The sequence below is a fragment of the Streptomyces sp. NPDC053493 genome, from assembly GCF_044544825.1.
Taxonomy (GTDB): Bacteria; Actinomycetota; Actinomycetes; order Streptomycetales; family Streptomycetaceae; genus Streptomyces.
Genome location: NZ_JBITXS010000011.1, coordinates 12,899 through 37,804 on the forward strand (window position 1 = coordinate 12,899; position 24,906 = coordinate 37,804).

Consider the following 24,906-nt stretch of genomic DNA (forward strand, 5'->3'; position numbering starts at 1 on the left):
GGCGGCCGGGCGCGGCGAGGGGCCGGGCGCGGCAAGGGGCCGGGCGCGGCAAGGGGCCGGGCGCGGCAAGGGGCCGGCGGCCCGGGCTTCCGGAAAGCCGGCCCCTCGCCCGCGCGGGTCAGGCCTTCGCGCCGGCCGCCGCGGCCGTGGCGGCCGCCTCCGCGGCCCTGGCCTCGCCTTCCGCGCGGGAGCGCTTGGCGGTGCGGACGGTCCACAGGACGAGCAGGCCGAGCGTGCCGTAGATGAGGAACGGGTTCACGACCACCATCGTGTCGGTGGACAGCACGTAGGAGAGCACGATGCGGACGGCGGCCTCGACGAGGTAGGCGGTGCCCCAGACGATCGTCATGAGGCGCATGACGGCCCGGAAGCCCTCGAGGTGCCACAGGCCGTTCCACCAGGCGTGGCTCTCGGGCGTGCCGTCGGTGGAGAAGCGCCGGCCGAAGTAGAACATGAGCGGCTTGGGCGCCAGCAGGGTGCCGAGACACAGGATGCCGAAGAGGCCGGTCACGGCCGAGTCCTTGACGAGCAGGGCCCGGGTGGAGTGGGCGCCGACGAGCGAGACGACGGCCGTGAGGGCGAGCAGGAAGAGCGTGACGACCGCGAACTCGTCCATCTTCCGGTGCCAGACGAGATGGATCACGGTGTCGAGAACCGGCCACGCGCCGCTGACGAGGAGCGCGGAGAACTCACTCCAGCCGCGGTCCTCGAGGGCCCCGTACGTGAGGATGGGCGCCACGACGTTCAGGCCGATGGTGAGCAGCCAGCCGATGGCGACGGCTGCGCCCGAGCGCGCCGGGGCGGCGGGTTGGGCGTGTGGTGCGGACATGGTTCCCCCTGAGGTGGTGCTGGTCGGTGCGGCATCGGCACGCTAGGCGCGGCGGAGCGGGCGTCACAAGGTGCATCCGACCAAAATGATCTTCAAGCTGTCCGGAGGGCGGAGCTCCGATTCTTTTCCGCCATGTCGGCGGGGCCGCCCGGAGGGACGCCCCGGACGGGACGGCGCACCGGTCGCGCGACCGGCCGCGGCGGGCGAACGGATTCGGCGGGCAAACGACTCGGCGGGCGAACGGATTCGGCCGGACGGCGCGGGTCGGCGCACCGGTCGCGGCCGGTGTGACGAGGGCAACGCCCGCAGGGGCGATCTTGACGCTTTCCTGACGGGCTCCGGACCGTCGCGGACGCGTGCCGTGCGTACGCTGACTCGGCCGCCGTCCGTGCGATGGCCGAAATCCGACTACCACGTCGCCCACCGGACAGCAGGAGTCTTTCCATGGCCACCCCGCCCGCCGACCGAACCAGCCGCCTGCGCGCATGGATGCTGGAGGGGCTGTCCGACATGGGCAAGGCGCGGTCCACCGCCACGGCCCCGCCCGAGGCCGCCGAGCCGGCGCCCGAGCACAAGGGCCAGCCCTGGTGGCGGGTCATGTGCCTCACCGGTGTCGACTACTTCTCGACCCTCGGCTACCAGCCGGGCATCGCCGCCCTCGCGGCCGGTCTGCTCTCTCCCGTCGCGACGGTCGTGCTCGTCGTCGTCACCCTGGGGGGCGCGCTGCCGGTCTACCGCCGGGTGGCGGAGGAGAGCCCGCACGGCGAGGGCTCGATCGCGATGCTCTCGCGGCTGCTCTCCTTCTGGCAGGGCAAGCTGTTCGTCCTGACCCTGCTGGGCTTCGCCGCGACGGACTTCCTGATCACGATCACGCTCTCGGCGGCGGACGCCTCCACCCACCTGGTGGAGAACCCGCACCTCGAGAACGCCCTTCACGACAAGCAGGTGCTGATCACGCTGATCCTGATCGCGCTGCTCGGCGCCGTCTTCCTGAAGGGCTTCCTGGAGGCCATCGGCGTCGCGGTCGCGCTGGTCGGCGCCTATCTGGCGCTGAACGCCGTCGTCGTCGTCACCGGTCTGTGGCACGTGGTCACCGAGGGCCATGTCGTCACCGACTGGTCCGCCGCCCTGACCACCGAGCACGGCAACGCCTTCGCGATGATCGGCGTCGCGCTCGTCGTCTTCCCGAAGCTGGCGCTCGGCCTGTCCGGATTCGAGACCGGCGTCGCCGTCATGCCGCACGTCAAGGGCGCCGAGGACGACACCGAGGCCCGGCCCGCCGGCCGGATCCGCGGCACGAAGAAGCTGCTGACCACCGCCGCGCTCGTCATGAGCGTCTTCCTCATCTGCACCAGCTTCATCACCACCGTGCTCATCCCGCACGAGGAGTTCGAGTCCGGCGGCAAGGCCAACGGCCGCGCGCTCGCCTACCTCGCCCACGAGTACCTCGGCAACACCTTCGGCACCGTCTACGACGTCTCCACGATCGCGATCCTGTGGTTCGCGGGCGCCTCCGCCATGGCCGGCCTGCTCAATCTGATGCCCCGCTATCTGCCCAAGTACGGCATGGCCCCGCACTGGGCCCGCGCCGTGCGCCCCATGGTCATCGTCTTCACGCTGGTCGCCTTCCTCGTGACCTGGCTCTTCGACGCGGACGTCGACGCGCAGGGCGGCGCGTACGCGACCGGTGTGCTGGTGCTGATCTGCTCCGCGGCCATCGCCGTGACCATCGCCGCCCGCAAGGCCGGGCAGCGCGGCTGGGCGATCGGCTTCGGCGTCATCTCGGCCGTCTTCCTCTACACCACGGTCGTCAACGTCATCGAGCGCCCGGACGGCGTGAAGATCGGTGCCTGCTTCATCGCCGGCATCATCCTCATCTCCCTCCTCTCCCGGCTCGGCCGCGCCTTCGAACTGCGCGTCACCCATGTCGACCTGGACGAGACGGCCGAACGCTTCGTCCGCGACATCGCGAGCCGCACACCGCGCTTCATCGCCAACGAGCCGGACCAGCGGGACGTCGCCGAGTACCGCGACAAGATCGAGCAGATCCGCACCGACAACGACCTGCCGACCACCGAGGACTTCGTCTTCGTCGAGGTGACGGTCACCGACCCGTCGGAGTTCGAGGCCGGACTGACCGTCCGCGGCGAGGTGCTGCACGACCGCTACCGCGTCCTCACGCTGGAGAGCTCCTCGGTCTCCAACGCGCTGGCGGCCCTGCTCCTGCACGCCCGCGACCTCACCGGCACCCGTCCGCACATCTACTTCGAGTGGACCGAGGGCAATCCCTTCGCCAACTTCGTCCGCTTCTTCCTCTTCGGCCAGGGCGAGGTCGCCCCGGTGACGCGCGAGGTGCTCCGCGAGGCGGAGCCCGACCGGGAGCGCCGTCCGCGCGTCCACGTCGGCTGACGCCCGCGCACCCACTCCCCTATAGTCAACAAAGTGAATAATGAACGAGGCTATCTTCGGTATGTCGCCCTCGGCGACAGCCAGACCGAAGGCGTCGGCGACGGCGACGACACCCGCGGACTGCGCGGCTGGGCCGACCGGTTCGCCGAACTGGCCGCCCGTACGAGTCCTGAGCTGCGCTACGCCAACCTGGCCGTACGAGGACGGCTCGCCGGCCAGGTGCGGGCCGAGCAGCTCGCGCCGGCCCTCGCGCTGGAGCCGGACCTCGCGACGGTCGTCGCCGGCGTGAACGACCTGCTGCGGCCCCGCTTCGACGCGGACGAGGTCGCCGGGCACCTCGCGGCGATGTTCGCCGCGCTCACCGCCGCCGGGGCCCGGGTCGTCACCCTCACCTTCCCCGACCTGACCAGGATGATCCCGGTCGCCCGCCCGGTCGCGCCCCGGATCGCCGCGCTCAACGCGCGCGTCCGGGAGGCGGCCCGCCCGTACGACGTGCTGGTCGTCGAGACCGGCCACCATCCGGTCGTGAACGATCCGCGGCTGTGGAGCCCCGACCGCCTGCACGCGGCTCCGCTCGGCCATGCCCGGATCGCCGCCGCCGTCGCCCACGCGCTCGGCCTGCCGGACTGCGACGACTCCTGGACCCGCCCGCTCCCGCCGCCCGGTACGCGCCCGGCGACCGGGCTGCGCGCGGCGGGCGTGGAGCTGGCCTGGGCGGCCGCCTTCCTCGGCCCCTGGCTGGGCCGCCGCCTGCGCGGCCGCTCCTCCGGGGACGCCCGTACGGCCAAGCGGCCCGCCCTGCTGCCGGTGGCGCCCTCCCGATGAGCCCGGCGGGTCTTCCCGATCCGGCCGGCGGGTCCTCCCGATCGGGCCGGATCGGCGAGAGACCGCCTACGCTCGGAGGCATGGCTGAGGACGGCGAGTTCGAGCGGGACCAGAACTACATCACGACGCGGATCACGGCCGACGGACGGGACGGATTTCCCGTCGAACCCGGGCGCTACCGGCTGATCGCCGCCCGCGCCTGCCCGTGGGCGAACCGGGCGGTGATCGTCCGGCGGCTGATGGGCCTGGAGGACGTGCTGTCGATGGGCATCGCCGGACCGCTGCACGACGAGCGCAGCTGGGCCTTCCACCTGGATCCCGGCGGCAGGGACCCGGTCCTCGGCATCGAGCGGCTGCAGGAGGCGTTCCTCGCACGGGATCCCGACTACGATCGCGGCATCACCGTGCCCGCGATCGTCGACGTCCCGACCGGCGAGGTGGTCACCAACGACTTCGCGCAGATGACGATCGACCTGGGCCACGAGTGGGCGGCCCACCAGCGCGACGGCGCACCGGACCTCTATCCCGAGAAGCTGCGCGACGAGATCGACGACGTGGCGGCGAAGGTCTTCCGGGACGTCAACAACGGCGTCTACAAGTGCGGCTTCGCCACCACGCAGAAGGCGTACGACGCGGCCTACGAGAGGCTGTGGGACCGTCTCGACCAGCTGGAGGAACGGCTGACGCACCGCCGTTACCTGGTCGGCGACACCCTCACCGAGGCCGACGTCCGGCTCTTCACCACCCTGGTCCGCTTCGACGCGGTCTACCACGGCCACTTCAAGTGCAACCGGCAGAAGCTGACCGAGCTGCCCGCGCTCTGGGCCTACGCGCGGGACCTGTTCCAGACGCCCGGCTTCGGCGACACCATCGACTTCGACCAGATCAAGGCGCACTACTACGTCGTGCACCACACCATCAACCCGACCGGCGTCGTCCCGAAGGGCCCGGACACCCGCGGCTGGCTCACGCCGCACGGGCGGGAGGCCCTCGGCGGGCGTCCGTTCGGCGACGGCACGCCGCCCGGGCCGCCGCCCGAGTCGGAGCGGGTCCCGCCGCCGGCCTGACCGCGGGGAGCAGGAACCGGCGCGGGACCGGCCCGCGGTCCGGTCCGTGCCGGACGGCCCGCGAAAAATCACGGGCGGGTCTCCGGGCTCCCTGTTACCGTCCCTCCCATGGGTTCGTACACGTATTACTTCTTCCGCTGATCCAGGCCACGGACACGGTCTGAACCGCCGGCGCGCCTTCGCGGCGCCGTCGTGCGGCGGGCTGCGGTGTCCGGGCACGTCCTGATCAGCCGAACCCACCCTCAGGGACCTTCACCATGCGCGAACGCGCCCAGCTCACGTTTCACCATGTCTCGCTGTCCTACGGCGAGCGTCAGATCCTCGACCAGGTCTCCTTCACCGTCCGGCCCGCGGAGCGCGCCGCCGTCGTCGGCGAGAACGGCTCCGGGAAGTCGACGCTGCTGCGCCTGATCGCCGGGGCCGAGGCCCCGGACGCCGGCGAGGTCACCGTCCGCTTCCCCGGTTCCGTCGCCCGGCTCGCCCAGACGCTGGGCGAGACCTACCCCGTCGGACCCGACGACACCGTCCAGGACGTGATCGACGCGGCGCTCCACGAACTGCGCTCCATGGCGGCGGAGTTGCGCGCCGCCGAGGAGGGCCTCGCGGACGCGGGCGCCGAACAGCTCGCCGCGTACGGCGCGTTGCTGGACCGCTTCGAGGAACGCGGCGGCTACCGCGCCGACGCCGACATGGCCGCCGCGCTGCACGGCCTCGGCCTGGCCTCCGTCCCGTACGACCGCCGGATCGGCACGCTGTCGGGCGGTGAGCAGTCGCGGCTCGCGCTGGCCTGCGTCCTGGCCTCCGGGGCCGAGCTGCTGCTGCTCGACGAGCCGACCAACCACCTCGACCGCGGCGCCGTCCGCTGGCTCCAAGGGCGGCTGCGCGCCCACCGCGGCACCGTCGTCGTGGTCACCCACGACCGGACGTTCCTGGAGGCGGTGGCCACCACGATCCTGGAGGTCGACCGGGACACCCGCTCCGTCGCCCGCTACGGCGACGGCTGGTCCGGATACCGTACGGCCAAGGCGGCCGCCCGCCGCCGGCAGGCGCAGGAACACCAGGAGTGGCGGGACGAACTGGCCCGCACCGAGGAGCTGGTGACCGGTGCCGCGCAACGGCTCGCCGCCACCGGACGCGATCCGGGCCAGGGCTTCGGCAAGCACCGGCGCTCCAGCGAGAGCAAGCTGTCCGGGCAGGTCAGGGCGGCCCGTGTCCGGCTCGACGAGCTCCGCGCCCGACCCGTACCGCCGCCGCCGGAACCGCTGCGTTTCCACGCCCGGTTCGCCGCCGACGCAGGAGCGGACGAGCACGGGGAAACGGGAAGGGAGACGGCGCCGGGCGCGGACGTCGCCGAGCTGAGCGCGGTGGCCGTCGGCGACCGGCTGGCCGTGGACGGGCTGCGCGTCGGGCCCGGCGGGCGGCTGCTGGTCTGCGGCCCGAACGGCGCCGGCAAGACCACGCTGCTCAGGGTGCTGGCCGGTGAACTCGTGCCGGACGCGGGCACCGTGAACCTTCCGGCCCGGATCGGCCACCTCCGTCAGGAGCTTCCGGCGGTCGCCGCTCCGGAACCGCTGCTCACCGCCTACGCCCAGGGCCGCCCCGGCCCGCCCGAGGAGCACGCGGAGGAGCTGCTCGGTCTCGGCCTGTTCCGCGAGGAGGACCTGACGGTCCCGGTGCGGGCCCTGTCCGTGGGCCAGCGGCGGCGCCTGGAGCTGGCCCGTCTGGTCACCCGGCCCGTCGACCTCCTCGTCCTCGACGAGCCGACGAACCACCTGGCCCTGTCGCTGGTCGAGGAGCTGGAGGCGGCGCTCGCCGTCTACGCGGGCGCGGTGGTCGCCGTCTCCCACGACCACCGCTTCCAGGAGGCCTTCGGCGGCGCCCGCCTGGAGCTGCGCGGCGGACGCGCCGTGTGACCCCTGCCGCACCGTCTCTTCGCCCGCCGGCTCCCGCCCGTTGACGGTGTGTTGGGTGCGGCGCCGCTCCACCGATGTGCGGTGGGCGTATGGGCGGCGGGCGACAGGGACGACAGGGACGGCACGGCCGGGGGACGCGGGGGACGCGGGTGGCGGCGGTGGCCGTCGCGGGCGCGGTGGTGGGCATGGCCGTCGCCGTGGCGGGCGACGCGCCACGCGACCCCGGGCGCCCGCACCGGCCCGGCCTCGCGCAGGGCGGATGCCGGTCCTCCGTGCCGTACGCCTCGGGCACCGGCGGCTACGCCGCGTACCGCATCCCGGCCGTCGTCCGCACCCCGGCCGGCACGCTGCTCGCCTTCGCCGAGGGACGGGTGCACGGCACCGGCGACTCCGGCGCGGTGGACGTGGTCCTGCGGCGTTCCGCCGACGGCGGCTGCACCTGGGGCCCGCCGCTGGTGGTCGCGGCGGGACACGGGGACACCCGCGGCAATCCGGCGCCGGTGGTCGATCCGCGCAGCGGTGACGTCGTCCTGCTCACCACGGGCAACGACGGCGCCGTGACCGAGGGCGCGATACTCCGGGGCGAGGTCCCGGCCGCCCGCGGCCGGCGGGTGTTCGCCCAGCGCGGCACGGACGACGGACGGTCCTTCTCCGCGCCCCGGGACATCACGTCCTCGGTGACGAAGGACGGCTGGCGCTGGTACGCGACCGGGCCCGGGCATGCCCTCGCCCTCGCCCACGGCCGGTACGCGGGCCGGCTGGTCGTCCCCGCCGACCACTCGGCCGCTCCCCCGCCCGGCTCCTTGGACACCGGCCGCGAGCCGCGCTACTACGGCGCGCACGCGCTGCTCAGCGACGACGGCGGGCGAAGCTGGCGGATCGGTTCCACGGACGAGGCGTACGACGGTGTCGTCAACGCCAACGAGACCGCCGCGGCCGAACTCCCCGACGGCCGGATCTGGTTCAGCACCCGCGACCAGCACGGCACCGGCCCGGGCCACCGCGCCGACAGCCGCTCCGACGACGGCGGCGCCACCCTCGACCGTCCCTACGCGCCGCAGCCGGCCCTGGCCGAGGTGCCGATCGTGCAGGGCAGCGCGCTGTACGTGCCGGGGCGGCCCGGGCTGCTGCTGTTCTCGGCGCCGTCCGTGCCCACCGCCCGCACCGCGCCCGCCCTGTGGACCAGCACGGACGGCGGCCGCACGATGACCCGCGCGCTCACCCTCTCGGGCCGCCCCGCCGCCTATTCGGACCTGGTCCGGGTGGACGAGGAGACGATCGGCGTGCTGTACGAGACGGGTGCGCGCGGCCCGTACGAGACGATCGCCTTCCGCCGCGTGCCCCTCGCCTCGCTCATGCCCCGGGCAGGGCGGTGAGGACGCGCGGAGCGCCACGGCCCCGCGGGCGTGCCGCGGGGCGTGGGGCCGTGGGGCGGCCGGAGGCGTCAGATCCCGGGGATCTGGCGGGCCTGGAAGGCGGCGCGGACGGCGTCCGCCGCGCCCTGGCCGTACATCCGCTGGGCGGTCGCGATCGTGGTCTTCGCCGCGTCCGAGAAGGAGGTGCCGGGCGCGAAGCCGAACTGGGCGTTCACGATGATCCGGTCGGCGGTCCGGGCGCCGAGGGCGCCGCGGATGTCCCACAGGGCGCGGGACCAGATCTCGCCGTCCGCGTGGACCTCGCCGACCCGGTCCGCGTAGACCTTGTCGCCGTCGACCCGCCGCAGGCAGTGCGGGGCGGCGCTGTACGGGACGGAGTCCCAGTCGGCGACGCAGGCGGCGTCGGTCCTGACCGGCCAGCCGTAGCGGTGAGCGGCGTTGCCGCCGACCTCGACGGCCAGGTAGTCGCCGAAGGCCTCGCCTATGGCGCCGGCCTCGGGCGAGGTGCCGAAGCCGGGCACCTGCGCCTCGTGCACGGCGTGCCCGTACTCGTGCACGATCACCTCGGCGTCCTCGGCGTCGTCGACGCCGCCCTTGCCGAAGCGGATCTCGTCCTTCTTGTCGGTGAAGAAGGAGTTGTCCGCGCCCCACTGGTCGATCCGGACGGGCTGCGGCCGGTTGTTGGCGCCGGGCAGTTCGCTGCCGAAGCCGAGGCTCTGCAGGTACTCCTGGGCCTCGTTCACCCAGAAGTACGCCATGACCTGCTCGAACTGGTCGTCGTGCCGGTCGTAGGCGCCGGCCGAGGCGGTCTTCGCCGAGGCGCCGGTGTCGGACCTGACGTAGGCCCAGCGGCCGGACAGGCCGCCGGCGCCGTCGAGGTTGCGGAGCGTGACGGTGGCGTAGGCGGAGGCGGGCACCGCGGCGGCGGCGTCCTTGGCGTCCACGAGCGACTGGTCGCCCGAGGACTGCACGGGGTTGACCATGAAGATGCGGGCCTGCGGTCCGGCGGCCACGGGGGCCTGCCCGGAGGCCGAGGCCGCGCCGGCCGCGGCGATCAGCGCCGCGGTGGCGGTGGCCGCGGCTGTCAGGCCGCGGGATGTGCGGCGAGCCATCAACGTCCTCCCGGTGAGGGATGCGAGGGGGTGGGGGGTGGCGTGGTGCGGGCGTGATCATCGCGCAGCGCCGGGCCCCGCGTCGAGAGCCGGGAGCGAACCGGTCCGAGCGGACCGGTCGGGCCGGGCCCGCCGAGCGGGCCGGGCGGGGCCGGTGGCTCAGGGCAGCAGGGCCGGTTCGGCGTTCCGGGCGAGGGTGTGGGCCAGGGCCGGCCACCAGCCGCCGGCGGGCGGGTCGACGACGCCGTACTCCGGGTCGACGGGGCCGCCGGTGCCGCGGGTGCAGCTGCCGTCGGACTCGCCGATCGTCTTCACGTACAGATAGGCGTCGACGAGCGGGTCGCCGGTGTCGGCGGTCGGGCGCGGGCCCATGCCGCGGCCGGGCGGGTTGCACCAGGTCTCGGGATCGCCGTAGGTGCCGGGCGCGGGCTGCCAGGGGCCGCGGCCGTTGCGGCTGGTGTCGATCACGAAGTGGTGCAGTGCGGTGGCGGCGGGGCTGCCGACGGCCTGGTCGTACCAGGCGTCGGTCCAGTGCCAGGTGGACGGGTCGCCGGCGGAGACCGCGTTGCCGGGCCGGCCGTCGTTCGGGGCGGCGGCGGAGTAGTACTGGTTGGCGCACCAGTCGGTGTGGCCGCGTGCCCAGTCGGGCCCCTCGGTGGCGAACCAGACGCACTTGGACACCCAGGTGCCGTAGCGGGTGAGCTGGTCGGTGGGCTGGAAGTTGGAGACGTTGAGGGCGAAGCCGTCGGCGCGGGCGGCGCCGGCGTCGATCAGGCGCTGCGCGATGTCGCCGACCGCCCGCCACTGGCTGTTGCCCGCGTCGAGGTAGACCGCGGTGCCGGGCCGCCGCTTGAGCGTCGTGACGGCGAAGTCGAGATCGGCGAGCCGGGCGGTGCTCAGCTCGCCGGTCGGGTCGGCCGAGCCGGCGCAGTCCTTGGGCAGCAGGGCGAGTCCGTCGGGCTCGACGAGGACGACCGCCGGGCGGTCGCCGACGCCGTCGGCGAGGGCGGAGACCCAGGCCCGGTACGCGGCGGAGGAGGCGGCCCCGCCGCTGGAGTAGAGCCCGCAGTCCCGGCCGGGCACGTTGTACGCGACGAGCACGGGCACCTGCCCGGCGGCGGCCGCCCGGTCCACGAGCCCTCCGGCCTCGGCCCGGACCTGCTCGGGAGTGCCGCCGGTGAACCAGGCGGCCTGCGGCAGCGCGGCGAGCCGCCGCATGTACGCGGCGTTCTCGGTGTCGCCGGCCTCGGCGTCGGCGACCGCCTGGCGGGCCGCGCCGCCGGCCGGGTCCACGTAGAACCGGGTCTCGGGCGTGAGGACGCGGCCTGCCGGACCTGCGGCCGGCTCGTCGGCCACCGCCGCCGGCGTGCCGGCGAGCCAGCCGGCGCACACGGCGAGCGCCGTCGCGAGCGCGGCGGCGCGTCGGCCCCGTGTCCGGTGTGCCGTCCGGCGTGTCGTCCGCTGTGTCGTCCGGTGCGTCATGCGAGGCCCTCCCGTGGCGTGATCATGTGCAGCGTAGGCGGCGGTGATCACCGACGGGCGGGAACGGGAGATCTCCCGTCGACCCGCGCTCGGGTCCCGGCGGCTGCGGCCCGCGCTCAGTCCCGGCGGCTGCTCTCGTCCCGGAGCCAGGTGGCGTAGTCGCCCGCCGCGACGGCCTTCCGGGCGCCGCGGCGGGCCGCGAGGGCGGCGGTGAGGAAGACGAGCAGGGCGGGCAGCAGGGTCGGGTCGGCGCGCAGCAGGGCGCGGAGGTCGCCGAGGCCGGTGCGGGCGGAGGGCGGCGCGGCCGGCGACTCGGCGGCGGCCTCGCGCTGGTGGTCCTCGAGTTGGGCCGTCGAGGTGGCCGCGCGGACGCGCCGGCGGATCAGGTCGGCCCAGGTGCGGGGCGGGCGGACGACGACGCGGGCGGCCGGGACGACGGCGCGTTCGGCCGGGGCGAAGGCGAGCGAGGCGGCCAGGTCGTCGGCCATCAGCGGCGGCAGGGCGGCGATCCGGGCGTGGCCCTCGCCGGACAGGGCGATCACACCGCGTCCGAACAGGCCCTCGCGTACGGCGGGCAGCCGCTGCCAGACCCGGTAGTAGGCGCGGACCGGCCAGGAGCAGCCGGTCATCGGCAGCTCGCGCTCGGGCGCGGCGGCGAGCACGCCGCCGGGTCCGGACAGGGCCGCGGTCAGGGCGCGGACGTCGGCGGCGCCGAGCTCGACGTCGGCGTCCACGTAGATCCGCGGGAAGCCGTCGGTGTGGCGGTCGCCGAGGCGCAGGGCCTCGTGCTTGGAGGGCACGGGTGTCTCCACGACCCGCACGCGCGGGCCGCGGGCGGCGGCGACGGCGGCGGTGTCGTCCGTACAGCCGTTGCACACCACGAGGATGTCGAACTCTCGCTCGGCGCCGCTGTCCGGGGAGGCTTCCAGGAGACCGTCCAGGAGGCGGCCGAGGGTGCGTTCCTCGTTGTGCGCGGGAATCACGATGCTGGGACCGTCGGGCATGCGGCCAGTATGACCAACCCGTCCGACTCTTACAGTTCCTTCAACTATCGGTAGGAGTTTCACACAACTCCTGGCTGGCCTGCCCCAGTTGGTCTAGATTGAGCGTCGCCGAACCCGCTCGGTCGCGAACACCTCGTGTCCCGGGCGGTTTCTGCGTCCTGTGCGGACCCGGTCGTGGCTGGGGAGACTTGCGACCTCGGTCCGCGCGTTCAGTCAGGCGGAAGAGCCGCGTACCCTCGTCGACCGTCGCCGCCCTTCCCCTGCCCGTGAGTCGTGCGCTCATGGGCGAACCGGGGGACGGGCAGCGGGGGTTGTGCGGGGTGCGCGCGAAGCGCCCTTGGGGGGAATGGATGACCGTCCTGCCGGTCACGCATGAGCGGCACCGTGTCGAATCCACACACGTCGACGTGCCTCGCCCGTGGTGGCGAAGGAGACATCAACTCGTCCTGCTGGCCGCGGACGCCGCCGCGGCCGGTGCCGCCGCGCTGCTCGTGCAGCGGGCGGGCGGTCACTGGCCGGTGGTCCTCGGACTGCCGCCGGCCTGGGTGGCCGTGCTGTACGCCCATCGCGCCCATGCGCGCGGCGCGCTCGGCTCCGGGACGGAGGTCTACCGGCGGGTGCTGCGCGCGGCGCTGGTCCTGCCGGCCCTGGCCGCGGTCCTCGGCTGGGGCCTCGCGGAGGACACCGAGCTGGTCCACGGCATGGTCCTGGGCGTGCCGCCGGCCGCCGCGCTGTCCCTGACCGCGCGGTTCGTCCTGCGGCGCCGGCTGCGCCGCCGCTGGGCGCTGGGCATCGGCCGGACGACCGCGGTCCTGGTGGGGCCCTCGGCGGCGGTGGCCGAGCTGCTCGGTGTGCTGCTGCGGGACGCGCGGCCCGGTGCCCCGGCGGCGGCCGTGTTCCAGGGCATGGACATCGCCGGTGTGTGCCTGACCGATCCTGTGAACGCGCAGGCCGTGGACGCCTTCGGCGTGCCGGTGCTCGGCGGCGTCGACGAGGTGCCGGACGTGCTGCGCGGTTTCGGCGGCTCGTCGGCGCTGGTGGTGCTGCCCGCGCCGGAGATCGACGCGCCGCTGCTGCGCCGGCTCTCCTGGAGCACGGCCGCGGCCGGCGCGGACTTCCTGCTCGCGCCGGCGTTCGGTGACGTGGCGCCGGAGCGCCTGGAGGTCCGGCCGGTCGGCGGCGTCCCGCTGATCCACGTGCGGGCGCCCCGGCTCTCGCGGGTCGCGCGAATCCCGAAGGAGCTGGCCGAGCGGCTGATCGCCGCGGTGCTGCTGGTGCTGCTGTCCCCGCTGATGTGCGCGGTGGCGCTGACGGTACGGCTCGGCAGCCGGGGCCCGGCGCTCTTCCGGCAGGTCCGGGTGGGACTGCACGGCAAGCAGTTCACGATGCTGAAGTTCCGGACGATGCTGCAGGACGCCGAGGCCCGCCGGGCGGAGCTCGCGCACGCCAACCACAACAGCGACGGGCTGCTGTTCAAGGTCCGCGACGACCCGCGGGTCACCCGGGTCGGCGCCACCCTGCGCCGTCTGTCGCTGGACGAACTCCCGCAGCTCTTCAACGTGCTGAGCGGCCGGATGTCGCTGATCGGGCCGCGGCCGCCGCTGCCCGAGGAGGTCGCCGGCTACAGCAACGAGGTCCGCCGCCGGCTGCTCGTCAAGCCCGGGCTCACCGGCCTGTGGCAGGTCAGCGGCCGCTCCGACCTGCCGTGGGAGGAAGCCGTGCGGCTCGACCTGGCGTACGTGGACAACTGGTCGCTCGGCCTGGACGCGGTGATCCTGCTCCGCACCGGTCCGGCCGTCCTGCGCGGAACGGGGGCGTACTGAGATGCCCGCCGAGACACCGACCGACATGGAGGGGAACACCGTGAACGACGCCGACCGACCCGACGAGCGGCTGGGAGTCGCCGTCATAGGCGCCGGCTACTGGGGCCCCAATCTCGTGCGCAACTTCCAGGCCAGCGACCGGTTCCGGCTGCGCTGGCTGTGCGACCTGGACGTCACGCGCGCCCAGCGGGTCCTCGGCGGCTACTCCACCGTGCAGGCCACCGCCGACTACGCGGCGGTGCTCGCCGATCCCGAGGTGCGGGCGGTCGCCGTCGCCACACCGGCCGGCACCCACCTGGACGTGGCGCTCGCCGCGCTGCGCGCCGGCAAGCACGTGCTGGTCGAGAAGCCGCTGGCCACCACCTACGCCGACGGGGCGCGGCTGGTCGCCGAGGCCGAGGAGCGCGGCCTGACCCTGATGTGCGACCACACCTACTGCTACACCCCGGCCGTGGCGAAGATCCGCGAGCTGGTGCACGAGGGCGCGCTCGGCGACATCCACTACGTGGACTCGGTGCGGATCAACCTCGGTCTGGTGCAGAAGGACATCGACGTGCTGTGGGACCTGGCGCCCCACGACCTGTCGATCCTGGACTTCATCCTGCCCGAGCACGTGGAGCCGGTGGCGGTGGCCGCGCACGGCGCGGACCCGATCGGCGCGGGCCAGGACTGCATCACGTACCTCACGCTCCAGCTGAACACGGGCGCCATCGCGCACGTGCACGTCAACTGGCTGTCGCCGACGAAGGTCCGCACCACCATGGTCGGCGGCGCCAAGCGCACCCTGGTCTGGGACGACCTGAACCCGGCGCAGCGGGTCGCGGTCTTCGACCGGGGCGTGGACCTGGCGACGAAGCAGGAGCTGGGCGCGGACGAGCGCCGGGAGGCCCTCATCTCGTACCGCAGCGGCGACATGGTCGCGCCGGCGATCGGCGAGAAGGAGGCGCTGCGCAGCATGGTCGACGAGTTCGCGGCGGCGATCACGGAGGGGCGGGCGCCGCTGACCGACGGGCGGGCGGGCCTGAGGGTCCTGGACATTCTGGAGGCGGCCTCGCGGAGCCTGGAGTTCCGTGGCGCGGTCGTCGGCCTGCGGACCGGCGCCGACCGGTCCCTGAAGCACGCGAACGAGGCACTGGGAGAACGGCGTTGAGCGACATTCGGGGCAAGCGGATCCTGGTCACCGGCGGCGCCGGCACCATCGGCTCCCATGTGACGGACCTCCTGGTGGAGGGAGGTGCGCGCGAGGTGGTCGTGCTCGACAACTTCGTGCGAGGCCGCCGGGCCAACCTCGCCCGGGCGACGGCGAGCGGGCTGGTCAGGCTCGTCGAGGGCGACATCCGGGACGCGGCGACCGTGCGCCGGGTGACGGCGGGCGCGGACCTCGTCTTCCATCTCGCGGCGATCCGCATCACCCAGTGCGCGGAGGAGCCGCGGCTCGCCAACGAGGTGATGGTCGACGGCACGTTCAACGTCCTGGAGGCCGCGGCGGCGGCCGGCGTAGGCAAGGTGATCGCCTCGTCCTCGGCGTCCGTCTACGGCCTGGCCGAGTCCTTCCCGACGACCGAGCGCCACCACCCGTACAACAACGACACGTTCTACGGCGCCGCCAAGGCCTTCAACGAGGGCATGCTGCGCAGCTTCCACGCCATGTACGGCCTGGACTACGTGGCCCTGCGCTACTTCAACGTCTACGGCCCGCGGATGGACATCCACGGCCTGTACACGGAGGTCCTGATCCGCTGGATGGAGCGGATCGAGGCGGGCGAGCCGCCGCTGATCCTCGGCGACGGCACCCAGACGATGGACTTCGTCGACGTCCGCGACATCGCCCGCGCCAACATCCTGGCGACCCGCGCGGACCTCACCGACGAGGTGTTCAACGTGGCGAGCGCCACCGAGACCTCGCTGCGCGAGCTCGCCGACGCGCTGCTCGACGTGATGGGCTCCGACCTGGAACCGGTGCACGGCCCGGCGCGCGCGGTCAACGGCGTGACCCGGCGGCTCGCCGACACCACGCTCGCCGAGCAGCGGCTCGGCTTCAAGGCCGAGATCGACCTGCGGACCGGTCTGAAGGACCTGGTCGACTGGTGGCGGGCGGAGAAGGGCGCGACGGCCACGGACGCCGAGCGGGCGGAGAAGGACGCGGCGGCCACCGACGCCGAGCGGGCGGAGAAGGACGCGCCGGCCACCGACGCCGAGCGGGCGCCCGCGCGGATCCCGGTCATGGTGCCGTGGCTCGGCGAGGAGGAGGCGACCGCGGCCGCCGAGGCCGTGCGCTCGGGCTGGGTCGCCCAGGGCCCGCGGGTCGCCGCCTTCGAGCAGGCCTTCGCGGAGCGGGTCGGCGCCCGGCACGGCGTGGCCGTCAGCTCCTGCACGACGGCGCTGCACCTGGCGCTCGTCGCGCTCGGCATCGGCCCCGGCGACGAGGTCGTGGTGCCGTCGCTGTCGTTCATCGCGACCGCCAACGCCGTACGGTACGTGGGCGCCGCCCCGGTCTTCGCGGACGTCGACCTGGCCACCGGCAATCTGACGGCGGCCGGCGTGGACGCGGTGCGCACCGCGCGCACCAAGGCCGTGCTCGTCGTCCACCAGGGCGGGGTGCCCGCGGACGTCGCCGCGCTGCGGGCCGCCTGCGACGGCTGGGGTCTGCCGCTGGTGGAGGACGCGGCCTGTGCGATCGGCTCGACCGTCGACGGCGGGTCCGTCGGGCGCGGCGCGCTGCTCGCGGCCTGGTCGTTCCATCCGCGCAAGCTGCTCACCACCGGCGAGGGCGGCATGGTCACCACCGACGACGCCGCGTGGGCGGCGCGGCTGCGCCGGCTGCGCGAGCACGGCATGAACGTGTCGGCGGCCGAGCGGCACGCGAGCGGCACGCCGGTCCTGGAGAGCTATCTGGAGACCGGGTTCAACTACCGGATGACCGACATCCAGGCGGCGGTGGGCCTCGCCCAGCTGGAGAAGCTGGACGCGCTGGTGGCCCGGCGCCGTGAACTGGCCGCGCGCTACGGCGCGTTGCTCGCCGACGTGCCCGGCCTGCGGCCGGTGGAGGACCCGGCGCACGGCACGAGCAACTTCCAGTCGTACTGGGTGCTGCTCGCCGAGGACTTCCCGGTCGGCCGCGACGAGCTGCTCGGCATCCTCGCCGAGGCCGGCGTCTCGGCCCGCCGCGGGATCATGGCGAGCCATCTGGAGCCCGCCTACGAGGGCCACCCGGCCGGGCCGCTTCCGGTGACCGAGCGGATCAGCCGGGACTCGCTGATCCTGCCGCTGTTCCACACCATGACCGAGGAGCAGCAGGACCGCGTGGTCGCCGTGCTGCGGGAAGCGGCGGCGCGCGGGTGACCGAGCTGGTGATCATCGGCGCCGGGGGCTTCGCGCGGGAGACCGCGCAGGCCGCCCGGGCCGCCGGCCTGCCGCTCGCGGGCCATCTCGACGACGATCCGGCGCTGCACGGCGCCGAGGTCGACGGCGTACCGGTGCTCGGCGGCACCGAGCGGGTGGCGGAGCTGCCGGACGCCTCCTTCGTGGTGTGCGTGGGCAGTCCGCGCGACTACGCCTCGCGCGCCCGGGTGGTGCGGCGGCTCGGCCTGCCGGCGCACCGCTACGCCACCGTGCTGCACCCGACCGCGGTGGTCTCGGCGAGTTCCGTGGTCGGTCCGGGCACGGTGCTGCTGGCGCACACCGTGCTGACCGCGTCGGTGCGGGTGGGCCGGCACGTCGCGGTGATGCCGCAGACCGTGCTCACCCACGACGACGAGGTCGCGGACTTCGCCACGCTCGCCTCCGGGGTGCGCCTCGGCGGCGGCGCCCGGATCGGCCGGGGCGCCTACCTCGGCGCGGGCGCGCTGGTCCGCGAGGGCACGGCGGTCGGCGCCTGGTCGCTGGTCGGGATGGGTTCCGTGGTCCTCGGCGACGTCCCGCCCGGCGAGGTGTGGGCCGGCGCGCCGGCCCGCCGGCTGCGCCGGGCCCCACGCACCGCGCTCGAGGAGCTGGAGCGGCTCGACTCTCCCGAACCCGTCGAGCGGCCCGAACCTCTCGACCCGCTCGAACCCGTCGAACCCGTCGACCGGCCCGACCGGCCCGGCCGACCCGAAGACACGTCCCACCAGGGGGACCGCCCGGTCCCGGCACGAGGAGTGAACGGCTGATGAACCAGATTCCCCTGGTCGATCTGAAGGCGGCCCACGCGGAGGTCGCCGAGGAGATACGCGCCGGCTTCGACCGGGTCCTCGCGAACACCGCGTTCATCGGCGGCGAGGAGGTCGCCGCCTTCGAGCGCGAGTACGCGGAGTTCGGCGGCGTGGCGCACTGCGTGGGCGTCGCCAACGGCACCGACGCCCTGGAGCTGGCCCTGCGGGCGAGCGGCGTCGGGGCGGGCGACGAGGTGGTGCTGCCCGCGAACACCTTCATCGCCACCGCCGGCGCCGTCGCCCGGACGGGAGCCCGTCCGGTCCTGGTCGACTGCGAGCCCGAGACCCTGCTGATCGATCCCCGGGCCGCACTGGCCGCGGTCGGCGAGGCCACGAAGGCCGTGGTGCCGGTGCACCTGTACGGGCAGAGCGCCGATGTCGCCGCGCTCGCCGAGGCGCTGCCCGGGCACGTGCGGATCGTGGAGGACGCGGCCCAGAGCCAGGGCGCGAGCCGGCACGGCCGTACGCCCGGCAGCGGCGGGATCGCCGCGACCAGCTTCTACCCGGGCAAGAACCTCGGCGCGTACGGCGACGCGGGCGCGGTCCTCACCGACGACGCCGAGGCCGCGGCCCTGGTCCGGGCCGTCGCCAACCACGGCGGCGTCCACAAGTACCGGCACGACGTGCCCGGTTTCAACAGCCGGCTCGACGGCCTCCAGGCCGTCGTGCTGCGGGCCAAGCTGCGGCGGCTCGCCGCCGGCAACGAGGCCCGGCGCGCCGCGGCGGCGCGCTACGACGAGCTGCTCGCCCCGCTCGCCGAGGCCGGCCGCGTGGTCCGCCCCACGACGGCCGACGGCAATGTGCACGTGTGGCACCTGTACGTGCTGCGGGTGCCGGACGCCGACCGTGACGCGCTGGTGGGCAAGCTGAACGCGGGCGGCATCGGGGCCGGGGTGCACTACCCGGAGCCGGTGCACCTGACGCCCGCGTACCGCTCCCTCGGTCACGCGCGCGGGGACTTCCCGCACGCCGAGCGGGCGGCCGGCGAGATCCTGTCGCTGCCGCTCTTCCCGCAGATCACCCACGACCAGCAGCGCCAGGTCGTGGACGCACTGGTGAACGCCCTGAACTAGGGCTCCCCCACCCCGGCCTCGCGGGCCGGGATCTGTACTGCCCGTGAAAGGTACAGCGATGCAGAACCACTTCCGCCGGGCCAGGGCTGCCGTGTTCGCCCTGGCCGCGGTGCTGACAGCGATCTTCCTGCCGCCGGCCGGCGAGGCGAGCGCCCTCGCCGATCCGTGCGGAGCGGGCAGCAATCCCGTCGTCTGCGAGAACTCCAAGCCGGGCACGCCCATGTCCGACTGGTTCGCGGGCAGCTCCTGGGGCGACATCGCCGGCTTCCCCACCAAGATGAGCCTCCAGGCCGGCGAGACCCTCCAGTTCAAGGTCCAGTCTCCGTCCGCGTACCACGTGCGGATCTACCGGCTCGGCTGGTACGGCGGTGACGGCGCGCGGCAGATCTCCACGGAGGCCCAGGCGGCCCAGACCTATCCGGCCACCTATCTCACCCAGCGCCCCAGCTGTGCGAAGGACCAGCCGACGGGCCTGATGGACTGCGGCAACTGGCCCACCACGGTGAGCTGGACGGTGCCGAGCGACGCGGTCTCGGGCCTGTACGTGGTCAACTTCGACCAGGCGGACGGCAACGGCCTCATGCCGTACCCGTTCGTGGTGCGCAACGACGCGAGCCGTTCCGAGATCGTGGTGCAGACCTCGGACCAGACCTGGCAGGCCTACAACGACTGGGGCGGGACCAACCTCTACGACGGGCAGGGCCCGGCGCCCGACGGGCGGGCGTACAAGGTCAGCTACAACCGTCCGATGGACATCGGCGGCGAGAACGGCATCTACGGCTCCGAGTACGAGATGATCTCCTGGCTGGAGCGCAACGGCTACGACCTGAGCTACGTCGCCGGTCTGGACACCGCCACCCGCGGCGCGGCCCTGCTCGCGAACCACAAGATGTTCATGTCGCAGGGGCACGACGAGTACTGGACGCAGGAGCAGTTCACCAATGTGCTGAACGCGCGCAAGGCGGGCCAGCACCAGACGTACTTCTCCGGCAACGAGGTCTTCTGGAAGACCCGGCTCGAGCCGAGCATCGACGGCAGCGGCACACCGAACCGGACCCTGGTCTGCTACAAGGAGACCAAGCTCAAGTTCCCGACCCCGAACGGTGTCCCGGACCCGAGCAACGTGTGGACGGGGACCTGGATGGACCCGGACAGCACCAAGGAGGGTGAGCCCTACCGGCCGCAGAACATCCTCACCGGCTCGTTGTTCCAGGTGAACGGTCCCCGCAACGACGCCATCACGGTGCCGGCCGCGTTCGCGCGGATGCGGCTGTGGCGCAACACCTCGGTCGCCGCCCTGACCGGCAGCCAGGTCGCCACCTTCCCGCAGGGCACCCTCGGCTACGAGTGGGACAGCGACGTCGAGAACGCCTCCCGGCCGGCCGGCCAGATCAGGCTCTCCTCCACCACCGTCGACGTCAACGACGGCAACTACCTGCTCGACTGGGGCAACTACTACGGCAACGGCACCGCGACCCACAGTCTCGTCGCCTTCCGTGACCAGACCTCGAACGCCCTGGTCTTCGGCACCGGCACCGTGCAGTGGTCCTGGGGCCTGACCAACGTGCCCACGGCCGACCCGAACGGCGGCGTGGTCACCGAGGACAAGCGGATGCAGCAGGCCACCGTGAACGTCCTGGCCGACATGGGCATCCAGCCCAAGACGCTGCAGTCCGGGCTGGTCACCGCCACCGCCTCCACCGACACCACCGGGCCGGCGGTCACCGTCACGAGCCCGGCCGCGAACGCCTCCGTCCCGGCCCTGCGCCAGATCACCGTCACCGGTACCGCCGCCGACACGGGCGGCGGCGTGGTCGCCCGGGTGGAGGTCTCCACCGACGGCGGCACCACCTGGAAGGCGGCCGAGGGCACGGGCTCGTGGAGCTACAAGTGGACGCCGATCGCCGAAGGACCGGTGCAGCTGAAGGTCCGGGCCGTCGACGACAGCGTGAACATCGGCGCGGTCACCACCGTCCCGCTCACCGTGGCCCAGCAGCAGTGCCCGTGCACGGTGTGGCCGGCGACGGCGGCCCCGGCCAAGCCGAACGGCGGTGACGGCAGCGCCGTCGAGCTGGGCGTGAAGGTGCGCAGCTCGGTGCCCGGCACCATCACCGGTGTCCGCTTCTACAAGTCGGCCGCCAACGTCGGCACGCACAAGGGCAGTCTGTGGTCGGCGACCGGCCAGCTCCTGGCGACCGGCACGTTCACCAACGAGACGGCGTCCGGCTGGCAGGAGCTGAAGTTCGCGAGCCCGGTCCCGGTGAAGGCCAACACCACCTACGTCGCCTCGTACTTCGCGCCGAACGGCGGTTACTCCTACGACGCCCACTACTTCACCGACAAGGCGGCCGGCCTCGCGCCGCTGACGGCCCTGCAGTCCGGCACCGACGGCGGCAACGGCGTCTACAAGTACGGTGCTGCCAGCGGCTTCCCCAACCAGGCGGCCGCGGGGAGCAACTACTGGGTGGACGCGATCCTGGAGACCGGCTCGGCCAGCACCGCGCCGCCGACCGTCACCGGCCGCACGCCGGCCGCGGGCGCGACCGGAGTGTCGATCACCGCCCCGCTGTCCGCCACCTTCAACCAGAGCATCGACAGCGGCACGCTGGTCTTCACCGTGAAGGGCCCCGGCGGCACCACCGTCCCGGGCCGGGCCACCCTCGACGGCGACGGCAAGACCGCCGCCTTCACCCTCAACAGCCAGCTGGCGCTCGGCACCACGTACACGGCGTCGGTGCAGGCCGCCGACCTGTGGGGCAACGCGATGGCCGATCCGGTCACCTGGACCTTCACGACCAGCTCCACTCCGCCGGCGACCGCCTGCCCGTGCACCCTGTGGAGCGCGGGAACCGTGCCGCTGAAGGCCGCGGAGACCGGTGACGGCAACTCCCTGGAGCTGGGCACCCGCTTCCAGACCGCGCTGGACGGCAAGGTCACCGGCATCACCTTCTACAAGGGCGCGACCAACACCGGCAGCCACACCGGCAGCCTGTGGACGGCCGACGGCACCCTGCTGGCCACCGGCACCTTCACCGGCGAGACCGCCACCGGCTGGCAGAAGCTGACCTTCGCCTCCCCGGTCACCGTCACCGCGGGCACCACCTACGTCGCCTCCTACCACGCGCCGAACGGCAACTACGCCTCGGATCCCGCGTACTTCGCGGGCACGCACCTGAACTACCCGCTGTCGGCGCCCGCCGACACGAGCGGCAGCGGCAACGGCCTCTACAAGTACGCCGCCTCGGCCGTCTTCCCGAACAGCTCCTACAACTCCACCAACTACTGGGTCGGACCGGTCTTCACGACGAACTGACCCGCCGACCGGCCGATCCGCCCGACCGAAAACGGGGAACGCACCACATGAGCTCTGTCAGCGTCGTGATCCCCTGCTACAAGTACGGCCACTTCCTGGCCGACTGCGTACGCAGCGTGCTCGACGAACAGCCCGGCCTCGACGTGCGGGTGCTGATCATCGACGACGCGTCGCCCGACGACTCGGCGGAGGCGGCCAGGAAGCTGGCCGCCTCCGACCCGAGGATCGAGGTGCGGGTCCACGAGACGAACAAGGGCCACATCGCCACGTACAACGAGGGCCTGCTGGAGTGGGCGGACGGCGACTACGTCGTGCTGCTGTCCGCCGACGACCGGCTGGTGCCCGGTGCGCTCGTGCGGGCCGTGGCCCTGCTCGACGCCCACCCGGAGGCGGGCTTCGCCTACGGCAGGCCGCTGCGGTTCCGGCACGGCGGGCCGCTGCCGGCGGCCCGCACCCGGAGCACCGGCTCGGTGGTCTATCCGGGCCACTGGTGGCTGGAGCGCCGCTTCCGCGAGGGCACCGGCTGCATCACCTCGCCCGAGGTGGTGGTCCGCACCAGCCTCCAGCGGAAGGTCGGCGGCTACGACCCGGAGCTGCCGCACGCCGGCGACATCGAGATGTGGATGCGGCTGGCCGCGCACGCGGACGTCGGCTATGTGCGCGGCGCGGACCAGGCGTTCTACCGGGTGCACGGCGGCAACATGTCCACCACGGACTTCGGCGGACAGCTCGACGACATCCGGCAGCGCCGGGCGGCCTTCACCGCGGTCCTCGACAAGTGCGGCGACCGGCTGCCGCAGGCCGACCGGCTGGCCCGCCTGGTGGACACCCGGCTGGCCCGCCAGGCGCTGCGGCGGGCCTACCGGGCGTACGACCGGGGCCGGACGGACGTGGTGCCGGTGGACGAGCTGGTGGCCTTCGCCCGCGACTGCCGGCCGGACGCCGAGACGCTGCCGGAGTTCCGGGCGCTGCGGCTGCGCCGGCGGATCGGCGCCCGTGCCATGCCGTACCTCCAGCCGCTCGTCCTGTCGGCGGTGGCCGAGCGGGGCCGCGAGTGGCTGTGGTGGCAGTCCTGGAAGCGCCGCGGACTGTAGCGGCCGCACCGGCCGGCCGCTCCGGTCAGCCGCCTCGGCGGGCCGCCGCGAGGCCGCCGCCCGGCCGCCTCCGGGCCGCCGCCTTGGTTGTTTTCTCTCCGAAAGAAAGGAACGTCAGTGAACTACCGGGTCCAGCCCACCGCCCAGGTCGACGAGCGGGCCGTCGTCGGCGCCGGCAGCAGCGTGTGGGAGCTCGCGCAGATCCGCGAGGACGCCCGCCTGGGCGAGAACTGCGTGGTGGGGCGCGGGGCGTACGTGGGTCCCGGCGTAACCGTCGGCGACAACTGCAAGCTGCAGAACTACGCCCTGGTGTACGAGCCGGCGGTGCTCGGCGACGGTGTCTTCATCGGCCCCTCGGCGGTCCTCACCAACGACCACCACCCGCGGGCCGTGGACCCGGACGGGAAGCTGAAGCGGGGCGGCGACTGGGAGCCGGTCGCCGTCCGGATCGGCGACGGCGCCGCGGTCGGCGCCCGCTCGGTGTGCGTCGCGCCGGTGACGATCGGCCGCTGGGCGCTGGTCGCGGCCGGTTCGGTGGTGACCGCCGACGTGCCGGACTTCGCCCTGGTGATGGGAGTCCCGGCCCGGCAGGCGGGCTGGGTCGGCCGGGCGGGTGTCCGGCTGTCCGCCCACTCCGAGCGGCCGGGCATGTGGGAGTGCCCGGAGACGGGCGAGCTGTACGAGGAGCGGGACGGGCGGCTCACGGAGTACGGTGCCGCGCACTGAGCCCGGAGGCGGACCGCCGGCGCCGGCGTGCCGTCGCCGCGCGCTCGGCCCACAACGCGCCCGTCACTCCGGCGAGGGTGCCCAGCGCGCCCACTCCGGCCACCGCGCGGGTCCGGTTGGGCGGCAGGGCGACGGTGCCGGGGCGGTTGACCAGGTCGACGGTGAGGAGGGTGGCGGCCGGCACCTTCTGTTCGGCCTGGAGGGCGGCGAGATGGCGGTCGTACACCTTGATGATCAGCTGCACCACACGGTCGGCCTCCTCGGGCGCGGTCTGCTCCGACTCGACCTGCAGGGTGGGGATCGAGTAGTACGGCGTGGCGCTGGTGCCGCTGTTGCGGGGCGTGATCCGGTAGGTGCCGTGCACGCCCGCCGCCGTCAACTCGGCCTGGCCGGCGGGCGACCGGAGCTGCTGGACGACCGCGTAGGAGACCATGGCGAGCGAGGGCTGGAGGTTGGTCAGCTGGTTGGGCTGGTTGTCGGTCCGCGGCGGCTTGACCACGAGCACGGCCGAGCTCAGATAGCGGGGAGCGGGCCGCAGCGCCGGGTAGCAGGCGGCGCCGGTCACGAGCACGGCGAGGACCAGGACGTACCAGCGGCGCAGCAGCACGCGGGCGAGTCCTTCGGGAGTCAGCACGTCTCTTTCCATCACGACCGATACTGGCAGCACCGA

Annotated in this window: 18 protein-coding genes; 13 read left to right on the plus strand and 5 right to left on the minus strand. The window is 73.8% G+C overall.

Going from position 1 to position 24,906, the window contains the following annotated elements; translation table 11 throughout:
* Positions 1-118 precede the first annotated feature (118 nt).
* On the minus strand, positions 119-829 hold the full coding sequence (locus tag ACIGO8_RS27125; protein ID WP_399735882.1) for a VC0807 family protein: 711 nt from the start codon (positions 827-829) through the stop codon (positions 119-121).
* Between the two features lie 444 nt (positions 830-1,273).
* On the opposite strand from ACIGO8_RS27125, the gene ACIGO8_RS27130 reads away from it, so the two are divergent.
* The 5 genes from ACIGO8_RS27130 (at position 1,274) to ACIGO8_RS27150 (ending at position 8,419) form a co-directional block, all read left to right on the plus strand.
* Positions 1,274-3,238 carry an amino acid transporter gene (locus ACIGO8_RS27130; RefSeq protein ID WP_399735885.1) on the plus strand — a complete coding sequence of 655 codons (1,965 nt, stop codon included), beginning with the start codon at positions 1,274-1,276 and terminating at the stop codon, positions 3,236-3,238.
* 33 nt (positions 3,239-3,271) lie between these two features.
* Positions 3,272-4,063 (plus strand): SGNH/GDSL hydrolase family protein, encoded by a 792-nt coding sequence (locus tag ACIGO8_RS27135; protein WP_399735888.1) that lies wholly within the window; start codon positions 3,272-3,274, stop codon positions 4,061-4,063.
* Positions 4,064-4,143: 80 nt separating this feature from the next.
* Positions 4,144-5,130 carry a glutathione S-transferase family protein gene (locus ACIGO8_RS27140; protein WP_399735890.1) on the plus strand — a complete coding sequence of 329 codons (987 nt, stop codon included), beginning with the start codon at positions 4,144-4,146 and terminating at the stop codon, positions 5,128-5,130.
* A 257-nt stretch (positions 5,131-5,387) separates the two neighbouring features.
* Entirely contained in the window at positions 5,388-7,043 is a 1,656-nt protein-coding gene (abc-f, locus tag ACIGO8_RS27145) for a ribosomal protection-like ABC-F family protein (RefSeq protein WP_399735892.1), read from the plus strand.
* Positions 7,044-7,228: 185 nt separating this feature from the next.
* Positions 7,229-8,419: an exo-alpha-sialidase gene (locus tag ACIGO8_RS27150; RefSeq protein ID WP_399736412.1), complete on the plus strand. Its 1,191-nt coding sequence runs from the start codon at positions 7,229-7,231 to the stop codon at positions 8,417-8,419.
* Positions 8,420-8,487: 68 nt separating this feature from the next.
* Here ACIGO8_RS27150 and ACIGO8_RS27155 read toward each other — a convergent pair whose 3' ends face one another.
* The 3 genes from ACIGO8_RS27155 to ACIGO8_RS27165 form a co-directional block, all read right to left on the minus strand.
* Positions 8,488-9,531: a M4 family metallopeptidase gene (locus ACIGO8_RS27155; protein ID WP_399735894.1), complete on the minus strand. Its 1,044-nt coding sequence runs from the start codon at positions 9,529-9,531 to the stop codon at positions 8,488-8,490.
* 159 nt (positions 9,532-9,690) lie between these two features.
* On the minus strand, positions 9,691-11,013 hold the full coding sequence (locus ACIGO8_RS27160) for a glycoside hydrolase family 6 protein (RefSeq protein WP_399735897.1): 1,323 nt from the start codon (positions 11,011-11,013) through the stop codon (positions 9,691-9,693).
* Between the two features lie 116 nt (positions 11,014-11,129).
* Positions 11,130-12,017, minus strand: a complete 888-nt coding sequence (locus tag ACIGO8_RS27165) for a glycosyltransferase family 2 protein (protein WP_399735900.1) — start codon at positions 12,015-12,017, stop codon at positions 11,130-11,132.
* 407 nt (positions 12,018-12,424) lie between these two features.
* On the opposite strand from ACIGO8_RS27165, the gene ACIGO8_RS27170 reads away from it, so the two are divergent.
* The 8 genes from ACIGO8_RS27170 (at position 12,425) to ACIGO8_RS27205 (ending at position 24,236) form a co-directional block, all read left to right on the plus strand.
* Entirely contained in the window at positions 12,425-13,840 is a 1,416-nt protein-coding gene (locus tag ACIGO8_RS27170) for a sugar transferase (protein ID WP_399735903.1), read from the plus strand.
* 40 nt (positions 13,841-13,880) lie between these two features.
* Positions 13,881-14,990 carry a Gfo/Idh/MocA family protein gene (locus ACIGO8_RS27175; protein ID WP_399735905.1) on the plus strand — a complete coding sequence of 370 codons (1,110 nt, stop codon included), beginning with the start codon at positions 13,881-13,883 and terminating at the stop codon, positions 14,988-14,990.
* Entirely contained in the window at positions 14,987-17,182 is a 2,196-nt protein-coding gene (locus ACIGO8_RS27180; RefSeq protein WP_399735907.1) for an aminotransferase class I/II-fold pyridoxal phosphate-dependent enzyme, read from the plus strand. The genes ACIGO8_RS27175 and ACIGO8_RS27180 overlap by 4 nt, the downstream gene beginning before the upstream one ends.
* Complete coding sequence (locus tag ACIGO8_RS27185; protein ID WP_399735910.1) at positions 17,179-17,988, plus strand: acetyltransferase; 810 nt, start codon at positions 17,179-17,181, stop codon at positions 17,986-17,988. The genes ACIGO8_RS27180 and ACIGO8_RS27185 overlap by 4 nt, the downstream gene beginning before the upstream one ends.
* On the plus strand, positions 17,988-19,103 hold the full coding sequence (locus ACIGO8_RS27190) for a DegT/DnrJ/EryC1/StrS family aminotransferase (RefSeq protein WP_399735913.1): 1,116 nt from the start codon (positions 17,988-17,990) through the stop codon (positions 19,101-19,103). Before ACIGO8_RS27185 ends, ACIGO8_RS27190 begins: the two co-directional genes overlap by 1 nt.
* 58 nt (positions 19,104-19,161) lie before the next feature.
* Positions 19,162-22,416, plus strand: coding sequence for a DUF4082 domain-containing protein (locus ACIGO8_RS27195; protein WP_399735916.1), 3,255 nt, complete (start codon positions 19,162-19,164; stop codon positions 22,414-22,416).
* Between the two features lie 47 nt (positions 22,417-22,463).
* The gene (locus ACIGO8_RS27200) at positions 22,464-23,510 is read left to right on the plus strand and encodes a glycosyltransferase family 2 protein (RefSeq protein ID WP_399735917.1); all 1,047 of its coding nucleotides are present in this window, start codon (positions 22,464-22,466) and stop codon (positions 23,508-23,510) included.
* Between the two features lie 117 nt (positions 23,511-23,627).
* On the plus strand, positions 23,628-24,236 hold the full coding sequence (locus tag ACIGO8_RS27205) for an acyltransferase (protein ID WP_399735919.1): 609 nt from the start codon (positions 23,628-23,630) through the stop codon (positions 24,234-24,236).
* On the opposite strand, the gene ACIGO8_RS27210 is transcribed toward ACIGO8_RS27205, so the two are convergent.
* Complete coding sequence (locus ACIGO8_RS27210; RefSeq protein WP_399735922.1) at positions 24,211-24,870, minus strand: hypothetical protein; 660 nt, start codon at positions 24,868-24,870, stop codon at positions 24,211-24,213. The two genes, ACIGO8_RS27205 and ACIGO8_RS27210, sit on opposite strands and share 26 nt — an antisense overlap.
* Between the last annotated feature and the right edge of the window lie 36 nt (positions 24,871-24,906).